At 39.9% G+C, this 13,046-nt stretch carries 12 protein-coding genes and 1 pseudogene; 5 read left to right on the forward strand and 8 right to left on the reverse strand.

Features of this window, described 5'->3' with window-relative positions; translation table 11 throughout:
- Window positions 1-290 precede the first annotated feature (290 nt).
- Window positions 291-1,661 (reverse strand): MATE family efflux transporter, encoded by a 1,371-nt coding sequence (locus ACDD58_RS02340; protein WP_370775517.1) that lies wholly within the window; start codon window positions 1,659-1,661, stop codon window positions 291-293.
- A 68-nt stretch (window positions 1,662-1,729) separates the two neighbouring features.
- Window positions 1,730-3,097, reverse strand: coding sequence for an MATE family efflux transporter (locus tag ACDD58_RS02345; RefSeq protein WP_370775520.1), 1,368 nt, complete (start codon window positions 3,095-3,097; stop codon window positions 1,730-1,732).
- Window positions 3,098-3,237: 140 nt separating this feature from the next.
- Here ACDD58_RS02345 and ACDD58_RS02350 point away from each other — a divergent pair, with 140 nt between their 5' ends.
- On the forward strand, window positions 3,238-4,287 hold the full coding sequence (locus tag ACDD58_RS02350) for an Rpn family recombination-promoting nuclease/putative transposase (RefSeq protein ID WP_370775522.1): 1,050 nt from the start codon (window positions 3,238-3,240) through the stop codon (window positions 4,285-4,287).
- Window positions 4,288-4,379: 92 nt separating this feature from the next.
- On the opposite strand, the gene ACDD58_RS02355 is transcribed toward ACDD58_RS02350, so the two are convergent.
- The 3 genes from ACDD58_RS02355 to ACDD58_RS02365 form a co-directional block, all read right to left on the reverse strand.
- On the reverse strand, window positions 4,380-6,026 hold the full coding sequence (locus ACDD58_RS02355; protein WP_370775525.1) for an IS66 family transposase: 1,647 nt from the start codon (window positions 6,024-6,026) through the stop codon (window positions 4,380-4,382).
- 146 nt (window positions 6,027-6,172) lie between these two features.
- Window positions 6,173-6,526: an IS66 family insertion sequence element accessory protein TnpB gene (gene tnpB / locus ACDD58_RS02360; RefSeq protein ID WP_006855325.1), complete on the reverse strand. Its 354-nt coding sequence runs from the start codon at window positions 6,524-6,526 to the stop codon at window positions 6,173-6,175.
- Complete coding sequence (locus ACDD58_RS02365) at window positions 6,519-6,857, reverse strand: IS66 family insertion sequence element accessory protein TnpB (protein ID WP_370775526.1); 339 nt, start codon at window positions 6,855-6,857, stop codon at window positions 6,519-6,521. The genes tnpB and ACDD58_RS02365 overlap by 8 nt, the downstream gene beginning before the upstream one ends.
- Window positions 6,858-7,084: 227 nt before the next feature.
- On the opposite strand from ACDD58_RS02365, the pseudogene ACDD58_RS02370 reads away from it, so the two are divergent.
- From ACDD58_RS02370 to ACDD58_RS02380, 3 genes and pseudogenes are all read left to right on the forward strand, one after another.
- Window positions 7,085-7,195, forward strand: a pseudogene (locus tag ACDD58_RS02370) (relaxase/mobilization nuclease domain-containing protein); the annotation flags it as partial.
- A gap of 159 nt (window positions 7,196-7,354) precedes the next feature.
- A complete protein-coding gene (locus tag ACDD58_RS02375) occupies window positions 7,355-8,086 on the forward strand; it encodes a hypothetical protein (RefSeq protein WP_370775528.1) in 732 nt (243 codons plus the stop codon).
- A 28-nt stretch (window positions 8,087-8,114) separates the two neighbouring features.
- A complete protein-coding gene (locus ACDD58_RS02380; protein ID WP_370775531.1) occupies window positions 8,115-8,495 on the forward strand; it encodes a hypothetical protein in 381 nt (126 codons plus the stop codon).
- A 74-nt stretch (window positions 8,496-8,569) separates the two neighbouring features.
- On the opposite strand, the gene ACDD58_RS02385 is transcribed toward ACDD58_RS02380, so the two are convergent.
- Window positions 8,570-8,710, reverse strand: coding sequence for a hypothetical protein (locus ACDD58_RS02385; protein ID WP_370775533.1), 141 nt, complete (start codon window positions 8,708-8,710; stop codon window positions 8,570-8,572).
- 20 nt (window positions 8,711-8,730) lie between these two features.
- Window positions 8,731-10,875 (reverse strand): hypothetical protein, encoded by a 2,145-nt coding sequence (locus ACDD58_RS02390; protein WP_370775535.1) that lies wholly within the window; start codon window positions 10,873-10,875, stop codon window positions 8,731-8,733.
- Window positions 10,876-11,356: 481 nt separating this feature from the next.
- Between ACDD58_RS02390 and ACDD58_RS02395 the strand changes: the two genes are divergently transcribed.
- Complete coding sequence (locus ACDD58_RS02395; protein ID WP_370775537.1) at window positions 11,357-12,610, forward strand: transposase; 1,254 nt, start codon at window positions 11,357-11,359, stop codon at window positions 12,608-12,610.
- A 219-nt stretch (window positions 12,611-12,829) separates the two neighbouring features.
- Here the strand turns inward: ACDD58_RS02395 and ACDD58_RS02400 are convergent, their stop codons facing one another.
- Window positions 12,830-12,973 (reverse strand): hypothetical protein, encoded by a 144-nt coding sequence (locus ACDD58_RS02400; RefSeq protein WP_370775539.1) that lies wholly within the window; start codon window positions 12,971-12,973, stop codon window positions 12,830-12,832.
- Window positions 12,974-13,046: the final 73 nt, after the last annotated feature.

Raw genomic sequence — 13,046 nt, forward strand, 5'->3', positions numbered from 1 at the left:
TTTATCATACAGTAAGATACACTCACTTGTCAAGCAAAAAAAGAACCATGAGATTATTTTCTCACAGTTCTCTTTTCCTATGCGTTATTTTATTTTTCTGTAAACTTATATACTTTTGACTTCAGTGTCACTGTGATCTGCTGTCCTTTGCCGGAAATCTTCTGAATGTTAAATACTTTTGCACTCTTCGTTGCAAACGGACTCATTTTTTCTTCTGCATATTTATCGCCCCCGCTTTTCTGCCAGCTTAAACTCGGTTTTAATTGTTTTGCTTTTATCCCATTATACGCTCACGCTTCGCCCTCTTTCAATATCTTTTTGATATTGAATAAAAACAAAGTTGCTGCAACAGTTACCGAGATAAAATCCGAAACCGGCTCTGCTAAAAAGACAGCAAACACCTTGTCCGCAAAGAAATGCGGCAAAATATAGATCAACGGGATCAGCAGGATGATCTTTCGCAGACACGCAATAAATAACGAAATTTTTGCCTGACCAAGTGCCATAAATACCTGCTGTACTGCAAGCTGAATGCCAAATACTCCGGTTGCTGCCATATAGATGCGCAGTGCCCATTTTGTCATTTCGAATAGTTCCTGCGAACTGCTGTTAAACAGATGTACAAAAGCACCCGGTGCAATTTCCACTGCCAGCCAGAAGATCACAGTGTATGTAAAACTGCAGATCAAAAGCAGATGGTATGCTTTTTTAACACGATCCATCTTTTTTGCTCCGTAGTTAAAACTCATGATCGGCTGGGCCCCCTGTGCAATTCCCTGTACCGGCATAAACTGAAGCTGCATAATACTGCTTAAGATCGTCATGGCTCCGACCGCCACATCACCGCCGTAACGTGACAACGATGCATTAAATGCGATATTGATCGCACTCTCCGTCGCATTCATGATAAAAGGTGATACGCCGAGCGCGCATACCGGCAAAAGCACCGATGCTTTTGGTTTGAAATATTTTGTTTTTATTTTCAGTTTTGTCTGTTTTCCTGTCAGGAAACAAATAACCCAGATCGCTGATATTGCCTGCGATATCACGGTTGCAAGTGCAGCCCCCTGCACGCCCATGCCAAATACAAAAATGAAAACCGGATCTAAAATAATATTGCAGACCGCCCCGATCAGGACTGTTTTCATCCCCACTTTTGAAAATCCCTGTGTATTGATAAAGGAATTTAATCCCATTGTCAGCATGACAAACAATGTTCCTTTTCCATAAATCTTCAGATAGGAAAGTGCATACGGCAGCGTGTTCTCACTTGCACCAAACAACATCAGAAGCGGCTCGGCTGTAAATTCCAATACCACCGTTAAAATAACTGCGATCACAACCAGCGCCATTGTACAGTTTCCAAGTATTTCCTCCGCTTCGTCATTTTTTTCTTTTCCCATGTAAATCGCAACACGCGGTGCCCCTCCATATCCGATCAGACCGGAAAATGCTGTGACAAGCATCAGTATTGGAAAACATAAACCCAGACCGGTCAGTGCCACGCCTCCGTTTTCCGGGATATGACCAATATAGATACGGTCTACAAGATTATAAAGAAGATTGACAAGCTGTGCGATCACGGACGGTATTGCCAATGTCAGCAAAAGCTTTCCAACACTGCCCTCTCCCAGGTTGATTTCATTTTTTGACTGTTTCATTTGTATGTTCTCTTCTTTCGTTATTTTTTTACATCTGTCTTTATTTTTATAAAGTCTGCATCAAAGATTTACACTTGCGCCACACTAAATTTTTCCAAAATCTTTTTCTGCTTATAGTGATAATAAATGATCATACCGACAGCACTGACAAACCAGGTGACCGGGTAGCATGCGACGATCTGTGAAAGTGTCCCATCCGGCACGATCCAGGTAACCCATACGACACGCAGCACACAGATACCGAGCATCGTCATTGCCGTAGACACAAGCACATGTCCCTGTGCACGCAGTGAACCGGAATATACCTCGATAAACACAAACAGAAAATAGGTCGGTGATATGATCTGCATCATGCCAAGACCGATCTCCACCACATTTGCATCCGTGGTAAATATACTAAATAAAAACCTTCCGGCAGACATTAAGATCACACTTAACAGGATTGCTGTCACAAACGCCATACCAAGACACTCTTTCGTTCCTTTGCGGACACGGTCCATTTTCCCTGCTCCAAAATTCTGTCCAACAAACGTGGTTACCGCAATTCCAAATGCGCTGTTGATCATCCAGAAAAGGCTGTCTATTTTTCCAAACGCAGCCCATGCTGCCATCGTATCGACACCAAATCCATTTAATGCAGCCTGCACGATCACATTTGAAATGCTGTACATGCTCGATTCGATACCGGTTGGCAGTCCGATCGTCAGCATGTTTTTCAACACGCTTTTATGAATTTTGATCTCACGTGGAATTAACTTTAACCCGGCAGTATGATACATTAATGCCACACTGACGAGCACAGCGCTGATCCCCTGCGCGATCAGTGTTGCCATTGCCACGCCAAGGACTCCCATTTTAAATCCAAGCACCAGCACCAGATCCAGAATAATATTGACGATGCAGCAGATGATCAGAAAATAAAGCGGACGTTTCGAATCGCCGATTGCCCGTAAGATTGCCGCTCCCATATTGTAAACAAAAATAAATAAGAGTCCCGCAAAATAAATCCGCACATAAAGTGTCGAGTCAGGCAGCAGATTTTCCGGCGTATTCATCCATTTTAAAACCATACGTGTCATAACAACACCGATCACTCCGGCAATGATACCGCCTGTGATTGCAAATGCATATGCCGTGTGCAGTGCCTTATGCAGCTGTTCCTCATTTTTTGCCCCAAAATGCTGGGAGATCATAACTGTTGCGCCGGCAGATAATCCGGTAAAAAATCCGACCACCAGATTGATGATCTGACCGGACGAACCGCTGACGCAGGATAGTGCCTCTTTTCCGACAAACCGCCCGACGATCACCGCGTCCACGGTATTATACATCTGCTGGAAAAATGTTCCCACCAGTATCGGAAAAAAGAATAATAACAACTGTTTCCAGATCACGCCTTCTGTAATTTTATTTTCCATTGTATCTTTTGCTGCCATAAAAATGCCTCCTGTCTTGTTGTCATTCGTTTTCTTCCTCTCTTACTGCATTTGCTTCAATTTTTTCCATACCACTTATTATACACTGTTATTATAGTGATTGCCCAAAGAAAAGTATAGTTATAGTTTTTGAAATTACATTGAACCGGAAGATTTCTAAAGTGAATGCACATACAGAGCACACAGTCTTTTTAAACAGTGAGTTTAAAAGCGTCCGATTTGATGTCTATGCCCTGGATGAAGATGAAGTCAGTTATGATGTTGAAATGCAAAATGAGCACACCAGAAATTTACCAAAACGTTGCCGCTATTATCAGAGTGAACTTGATATGTCTGCATTAAAGCCGGGGGAGGATTGCAATGCTTTAAAGCCAAGTTATATCATTTTCATATGTACCTTTGATCCTTTTGGAAAAGGACGATATCGCTATGTGTTTGAAGAATACTGTAAAGATGCAGACATTTCACTGGTGGATGAAACGCAGAAGATCTTTTTTTATACGAATGGAACGGACCGGGAAAATATTACACCTGAGTTATTGCAATTCTTTACTTATTTGAAGAGCAGTACGGAAGATGTTTCCAATATGCAGAAAGATGAACGTATTCAGAAAATTCACGAAAGAGTAACGTACTTAAAACGTAACAGGGAATTGGAGGCAGGCTATATGACAATGGAAGAATATATCCATGAGGAAGCTGGACGAAGGGCAGAGCGTATGGCAAAAGACATGGCTCAGAACATGGCAAAAGATATGGTCAAGAACATGGCAAAAGATATGGCAGATTCACAGATTCAAAGAACCCTTTTAACATTTTTGTCTGATCTTAGTCCGGTTTCCGATGAATTAAAATCTAAGATTGAAAGCGAAAAGAATGCTGATACGCTCACATTATGGCTCAAACTTGCAGCACGTTCTGAATCGATCAAACATAAGACTTTTTCGGTATCCCTTGATATAACGGAACGTATGCTGCACGATATCTTAGTTCTATGTGACAGCAGATGCTCCGAGAGCTTTCTGCCATCCATAATACGCTCTATCTGTTCTTCATCTGCCTCAAACAGATCTCCCAGATGGCATTTTTCTTTCGCATCCATCCCCAGCAATTTTTTCGCATATTGGTTGCAGCTGTCAATTTTACCATCAACATTTAATACGATAATTGCCATTTTTGCCTCATTGTAGATTGCGTCGGTAACATTGTCTTTTGAAAGTAAGTACGTAATCATCTGTACCTTGCCTAAAAAAAAACATGCCGCCCATCAGGGCGGCACATTTTATTTCTTCTTTTTGGTTCGAAATCCTTCCGGTAATTCATTTGACCATGGCAAAAGCCGATTTAGATCATCCGGCTTTGGAAAAGGTCCCATTTTACGAAGTTCGTCTAATACATAGGAAAGATATACATACGGCTTCAGACCATTCAGCAGGGCTGTTTCTGCGATACTGTAAACAACAGCACTGGCATCTGCGCCACGGATACTCTTGGCAAACAGCCAATTTCGGCGGCCTACTGCAAAATTTTTGATTGCACGCTCCGCACTATTATTATCAATGCTCAGATGCCCATCATCCAAGTACCTGCGAAGATAGTTTTCCTGATTCAGCGTATATAAAATGGCATCACCAATAAGGGAAGATCTGTCTACAGAATCTTCCATCGAATGCAGCCATTCAAACAGGGCATCCACCACTGGACACGACTGTTTCTGACGTTCCTGATACCGTTCTTCCGGCGTCTTATCTTTGATCAGTTCCTCTACTTTATACAGGATTCCGATCCTCGTCATTGCCTGATATGCAACTGTTTCTTTCAGCTGCTCCTTTGTGAAATCCTTTTTTAATGCCGTGAGTGCAGCATCAAAACGGCGTCTCGCATGGGTAAAGCATCCGGTTACGGTGATGGAATCGTTCAGTCCATGATACGCCTGGTATCCATCACACGTCAGATATCCATGAAATGTATCTCCAAGGAAGTTTACCGGGTGATATCCGGCACGCGTTCTCTCATAATCAAAGAGAACCATCTGTGGGGCTTCACTGTAATGATCTGTCAGATATACCCACATCCAGTTTTGAGATGATCCTTTCTGATCTGGTTCATCAATCACCTGGATCCTGGTTTCATCGCAATGGATGTATCTGCTCTTTAGGAATTCTTCCTTCATCTGCCCATAAAGCAGTCCCAGATACCGGTCTGCACAGCTGATGATCCAGTTTGCCATTGTTTTTGTTGAAAGATTTAAGTCATACCTTGCGAATTCCCGTTCCTGTCTTGCCAGCGGCATGCCATTGACATACTTTGCATTCATGATTCCGGCAACCAGCGAAGGTGTAGCAATGCTTCCCTTGATCAGCGGAAACTCTTTTTCCGGCCGGATCATAGCACCACATTTTGGACAACTGTATACATAGGTTACTTCTTCAACCACTTCAAAGGTGGAGGGGATGAATTTCAGTCGTTTTACGACTTCTTTTGTGACGACTTTATACTTTGTTCCACAGTCCGGACAATAGCGGTCTTCGCCGGTCAGTTTATATTCGATTGTTTCTGTTACTTCGAAATTAGAGAGATCTTCTTCTTTTTTGCCGGTGCGTTTTTTCCGTTTGTGCGATGGAATCACGATTTCCTCTTCAATCTCAGCAGTATCCATATCTGCATTGGTCTCAGCCTCATTAAACAGATCCATCTGTTCATATCCATCTGCGTATTTTTCACTGGAAGAACCGAAACGTCTTCTTTGTGCAAGCGCAAGACGGTCTGAAAGCATTGCGTTCATAAATTCCAGTTCTTTCTGCTTGTCTTTCAGAAGCTGTACCTCGGTCTCTTTTTTTTGAACCTGATTCTGCATGATTCTCATAACTTCCATCATGTTTTCACGGCTCATGTTATTCAGCTGTTCCTCTGTAAAAAACGGATCCATCCGGCAATCTCCAAACTCTTATATGATAATTCCAGTATAGCATAGAAAGTCCAGCTGTTCGAGAAAAATCAACGTTTTACTGTGTAGGAATATATACCGATATCCACAAGTATTTCGTGATTTTTGCGAATTGACAAATCCGTTCTTTATACAACAATCTTTGGATGTCTTTCTTCAAAAGCTCCCTTCGGAGTAAGTGAAAGACCATCACACAGCCAATGCATTTCTTTCAGGGTCACTTTCTGTAATTCATCCGGAGTATCCGGCCAGTGAAAGGAATCTTTGTCAAGCCTCTTCATCAGAATCCAGAAACCGGATCCGTCCCATTGCAGAATCTTAATAGAAGTCCGCCTGCGGTTGCAGAACGCAAACATGCAGCGCGAATAGGGATCAAGTTTGAATTTTAGCTTGATAATTGCAGCCAGTCCGTGATAGCTTTTTCTCAGATCGGTAGCTCCACAGGCAAGGTAAACGGTTGTGCCACCTGCCAGATCAAGCATGATCTTTCAGCCCCTGGATCAGAACACGAAAAAATTCCGGTGGGCATTCAGGCATCACTTCAATCCGAATAGCGTTTGTGATAAAAATGCGGACTGGAGACGGGCTGATATTCAAAGTCTCATTCTTTGAAATCTCTTTTTCCGTTGGCATTTTTGCAAAAATCATATCTGTATCTGATTGTTCGTCCAATTTTTTCAGCTTGCGCATCCAATAATTCATTGTAGAGACTGGAACGTGATGTTCCTGACACCATGTTTTGCAAGTCTGCCCACTGGATTGAAATTCATGGATTCGTTCAGACCACAGAGTGATTTTTTTATCTTTTTTCATAATGATACAGTTTCCTTCCTTTGTTATGAAAAGAGTGTATCAGAAAAATATAGTTGCTGACAGATACGGATGATTACGTACTTACTTTTGAAATACTGAATTCTGCTGCGCTGGAACGGATAGTTATTTCATCTTTTTTCTTTTTCAAATAGGATGCCTCCTTTATAAATTGAAATGCGTTTTTGCTATTTCATCAAATGGCAAATTCAAATCCAACGTCCTGACATATTCATAATCACATCATATTTTGTGCTGCTGATAACATCGAGCATAACAAATATCACGACTGCAAACAGTCGTATTACCGCATCCGAAAACTAAGTGATGAACTATGCAAAGCGCATAACCTTTCCATCATCATTCCGGGCGGTGAACGTGGCAAAAAATACAAAGAATGGCAGTCTGATCAGAATGGCTCTACTTGGAAAACCCAGCTTAGAAGGGACATCAATTTTTGCATCAAGTCAGCTTCCATATACGAAGATTTTTTACTTTTAATGAGAGCCAAAGGATATGAAATTAAAGGGGAATCCATAGTAACCGCAAGCGGTTCCATAGAAGAAGGTGCTGCCAAATACATCTCTTTCCGTCCTCTGGATAAACAACGTTTTGTCCGTGGCAGTACGAAATCGCTTGGTAAGGAATACACAAAAGAACGTATCCGGGAACGCATCGAAATGAAATGTGAGCAAAAATCTGTTATTCCGAAAAAAGACTACTCTGCCCTCAGGCTCATTGATACCTCGGATGAAAAATTCCAAAACAGTCCCGGACTCCAGCAATGGGCAACTATCGAGAATTTGAAGATTGCTGCACAAAGCTATAATGAAGTTGGTTCTCTCTCCGATCTGAAGCATCAGATTACTGTGAAAACCGAAGCCGGAAAATCTGCCAAACAGAGCGTTGTTAAACTGGAACACCGCATGAAAGACCTTGCAGAAATCATCAAATATGCCGAGCAGTACAAAACCAACCGCTCCTATCACATCGCCTACAAAAAGTCAAAGAATCCAGACGCATATTTCCGCCGATACGAAAGCCAGTTCATTCTATATGGCGGTGCACGACGTGTACTTGAGCAGATTGGGATAAACTTAAAAGGATTGAATGTTGATAAGCTAAAAGCGGAATATCAGGAACTAATGAAACAGAAAAATGAACTGACTTCCACCTACAAGAACTGTGCAAAAGAGGTTCAATCATTAAACCGAAAACTGGAAAATCTGTGATGCACTTGCTTCTCTATTCAAGATGCACTTGTTAGACGTCAAAGAAATCGATATATACGAGACTGTATATGAAGAACAGCGTTTTCAGGACAATGGCTATTATGGAGTACAATATGTCAAGAAAAAAGGCGTATTGGGAACCGATACTATTACCAATAAATACAATGCCCTTTACTATCCCAACTACCTGGAAGTAATCACTGAATTCGATGATAACGAACAATATGACGAATATATGTCTGAACTCAGATGTTGTGGCAATGATATTCCTGAAAACATCCGTATTAACAAATTCTTAAACCAACTTGTCGACTTGTATAAAATTTATAAAAACGGAAGTCTGCCTGAAGAAGCATACCTTCATTCCATAGATGCAATTGTCACTCAAGCCAAGGAGCAATATCGATAGTAAAAAAAGGAGCCAAAGAACTGAGTAAATACACTCAATTCCTTAGCTCCCTTTAGCTCTTATCGAATACCCATTTATCCGACGACAATATTCTTTTTAACTTCTAACACTTTAAACTCACCGTTTTTGGTGGTTCTTATCTCTGCATCATTTCCTCGCTTGGCTATTTTACGAAGTGCTTCAATAACCTTCTTCTCATTTTCTGTTAATGCCATTCACAACCCTCCAATGCAGCTTAGATTATGATAAATGCCTTGTTTACCATTTCAGTCATAACCTGCTCAAGCTCATTTATAAGTATTCTCGTAAAATGCTCACTACCAAAGAATACCTTAAATGAATTCTGTAGCTTTCTCATTGCTCCATCATACCCGGGAGTATTGTTATATATGTTTGTGAGGAACTGTTTCAATTCCGGATTACCATAAGATAAATCATATGCAACACGATCAATCAAAGATGCAAATCTATACTCATTCATAAAAAATTGGACATAAAACTCGTACAGGCGCTGAAGGGCAATATTTCTCTCCCCCATTGCTGGATTCAATCCAGCTTCGAGATCACAGTTTCCATACAATGTTTTCAACACCTCCATCAGGACATCATCATCAAGATTATCTGCTGTAAATTTAACTGCACTGTTTTCATCAAACTTTACAAATGATGGAAATTCATTTTTAAGCATTCGTTTTAGAAGTCCCTTCATATTGATTTCAAAATTTCCATACACTGATGCTCTTGTTTTATGTCCTAATCCAATCGTCAAGTTATTCCAGTAAACATATACGCTTCTACCATGAAGCCTAGGTGTTTTTTTGCTAATCACATATCCATTAACAATATCCGTTTCTTCACAAAGACTATACTGCATACTTTCAATTTCAGCCTTAATTCTCTCTGGATCCACTGAAACCTGAATAGCTGATTTATCCGGTTCAATCGCTGTAACAAACAAAGGATTCTTAACACCGACAGGTAATGTATCTCTAAGTGTTTTCATCGAATAGTCAACAATTTTCTCAAATAGTCCTTCCGGTTCAAAGTTTTGCTTACGTACATCACCTTCCAATGATTTTAATATGTAACTATCCTTGAGATATCTCATAGATAACCAGTCAACTTCTTCCTGCGGAAGCATCTCAGCATACTCATGAACCATTTTTTCTATATCAGCAAGAACCTCTTGGATATTATGAGTATAGGTTTCTTCGTCAATATACAAATCACCAGTGTTTCGTTTATTTATTAAGTTCTCAACCTTACGATCAGCTTTTGTAAACAAGACATACACAGAAGTGTCCAAATGACTCTTCTTCATAAGTTCTTCTTTCTTTTCAACCAAAGCTCTACAACATTCCGTCAATGTATCATCACGTTCCTCAAGGCTTAAAAGAAATAGAATTGTATCAGCTTTACAGTTTAATGCAGCTTCAAGTCCTTCCTTAGTACTTGTTGCATCAATACCTTTCTGAGTAAGCCCCATCGTATCTCTAATGCAAAATCTAAAAGGCAAATCCGGCGATTTAGCTTGAGCAATATCAATAAGTTCCCTTCTAGGTCTACATGCAATTGAGATATGATCAACCATAAGACTATAAGGTGCATATGGATCGAATAAAGTCTCTAATACATTTATTCCATCACCTTTGTCATCCAGGCTATACTGAACCATTTCTTGTGAATACATTTCATTTCCAACAGATTTCAAAAGAATCTCCCCAACAATGTCGCCTATCTTATTAAGCCATTCATCATATCCAGACTTAATTTCTTCTGGCATATCTTCGAGCATTTCTTCAAAAATCATTTCTCTGACTTCTGGTAGCTTTACTTTTTTGCTCTTAAGCTCATCGCGACGTTTTCTTACTTTTGCCTTAAATTCATTCTCTACCATATAGTCGAGTACTGGCATAAGAGCATCTTTCAATTCATCTAAACTAATATCATCTCTAATTTGTCCTAAATGATAATGTGCTTCCTCTGGTTCAAGGATCTGTTCAAATACCTTTTCATCAAAGGCATCCAATGTATCTTCTGTATCACAATCGTTTCTTCCAAACAAATCCATAAGAACAGTTAAGATCGCCATATGTATATCTTTAGCCGCATAATCCTTCTTAATAATCTGAATAGCAAAAGTCTCTTCATCTGCAATTCTTTCATCAAAACAGAATTCACATGGAATTATGGTCGTCTGGCTCTTTTCTCCGATTCCAATTTTCATATAGGGAATAAGCCTATGATTCAACAATAAATAAATCAAAGTGCTCTTACCAGAACCTGAAGGAGCTACCACAACTAATTGTGGCGCTGAACTACGTCTCTTAAGTGCTGATAAAGCAGTGACCTTATTATTTCTAATCTCATAAATCTTCATAAATAATCATCCTTTCAAATATCAATTAGTTGTTTTCAGTTACTGAAAAAATGTTATCCTGACATAAAAAATACCCCCTTGCTAGATAGATTTATAGTCAACTATCCAACAAGAGGGTACAAAAAAACTGTGCCAACATGCACAGCAACATTCGTATCTCTATCACATCTGTCGCATACACATTTCAACGGAGTTCGCTAAAATCATATAAGGACCTGATTACAACTCATCGCCCCGATGGAACGCATCTTGTTGGTCAGTTTTCTATATTCTTATGAGAATGATATCAAACTTTTTCACAAAAGTCAATATGCCGATATCTTGAGTTTCCGTACTTTTATCCACAAAGCCCCGTTTTCATAATCATCGTCATAAACAACTTTCAAAAAATGCCCAAAATATAAGGAATCCTTTCCTGTTTTGTAGTAAAATTAAGGTGTCTAATCAAAAAGATACTAAACAAAAATCAGGAGGACTCCTTATGCTTAATTCTACAACAAATACTTATACTTTGAAACGGGAAATTTTAACTTTTTCAAATAAAATTTCAAAACACCTGTCCAAGCCGGACAAAAAGTTTTCTGCCGAGATGACTTATGGTATGCTTGCCTCCAGAAGCTGTCTTTTAACCGATGTTGTGGATCAGCTTCACGAAGATTCCAAAAAGGTCAATTCTGTTGAACGGCTGACCAGACATTTAAACAATGGCATTTCCTCCACCGCGCTTAAATCTTATCTTACTGCCATCCGTAAATGGGCTCCGCAAGAACCTGTCATACACATTGATGACAGCGATGTTGTAAAGCCTGATGGTTACAAATTTGAAGCTCTCGGACTTGTCAGAGATGGCTCTAAAAGTACTGCTTCCAAAACAGTTTATGAAAAAGGATATCATGTAACAGAAGCCTGTGTTCTCACTAAAAATAATCATCCTGTCAGTATTTTTTCAGAAATTCATTCTTCAAAAGAAAAACATTTTACCTCTATAAATGATGTTACTTTTTCTGCAATGGAACGTGGTGCAGCTCTCTTTGGCAAAGCAACCTTTGCCATGGACAGAGGCTACGATGACAACAAGATGTTTCTGAAACTTGATGAACTGGAACAAGACTATGTCATCCGTCTTACTGCCAAAAGGAAACTCTTCTTCCATGGAAAATGGGTTCCTGCCACACAGCTTCGTAATCAGAGAAAGGGTAAGATTAAAACTGCCCTGACATACAAGGGTAAAAAGCATGATGCCTATCTTTCTCATGTGAAAGTACAGATTACCGCTTCAAAGAAAGATATTTATCTCGTACTGGTTTACGGCATTACAGAACATCCCATGATGCTTGCAACCAATAAGAAAATCAAATCCAAAGAAGACGTGGTAAATATCGCCCTGACTTACTTTTCCAGATGGCGCATTGAGGAATATTTCCGCTGTAAGAAGCAGATGTTTCAGTTTGAAAACTTCCGTGTGAGGAAGCTCGCTGCAATCAATGCCCTGAATTTTTATATTACCCTGTGCATGGCATTTCTGGCACATATGTCCATGAAACCAGAAACGCATGCACTAAAGGTTGCAATCATACAAAAAGCAGACCCTGTAAAGGAAAAGGTACATTTCTGCTATTACCGGTTAGCCAAAGGTATCTCCGGCATACTATCATATGCAAAAGAAGGCGTCAGGCTGTGGTTTCGGACAAAACGTCCGGCATATCGTCAACTCTGCCTTAAGCTGACCGCTTAGATAGATAAAAGAATACATCTCCCAAAGCCCGATTCCGGTGGGGCTTATTAAAGTGCCTCTACTCATAGAACTGTCAATCTAAAATATCAAAAAAACTGACAGATTGGTGCTTTGGGAAGATGTAATCATGTTTTGATTACATTTTGCGGAAACTCAAGGCCGATATGAAAAATCTACATTTTCAGTTTCACTTTCTCTCCAGGTAACTTGCTGTACTCATTATACGTCCCTAAGTAAACTCTCTAAATAAGCCAGATACTTTCTCTCCTGCTGCTTTGCTAAGACATATTCTTCCGACTGGATATAATCTCTTAAGGAATCATCGAATCCGTCCTTGATACATTCTTCAAGTTCCATTGTCATTCACACCTCCAATACCGGGATAAATATTGATTGGCCTGTTTAACAAAATAAAATAACTTCAGATAGCGAACCT

This window comes from Roseburia sp. (genome assembly GCF_041325975.1).
GTDB lineage: Bacteria > Bacillota > Clostridia > Lachnospirales > Lachnospiraceae > Roseburia > Roseburia rectibacter.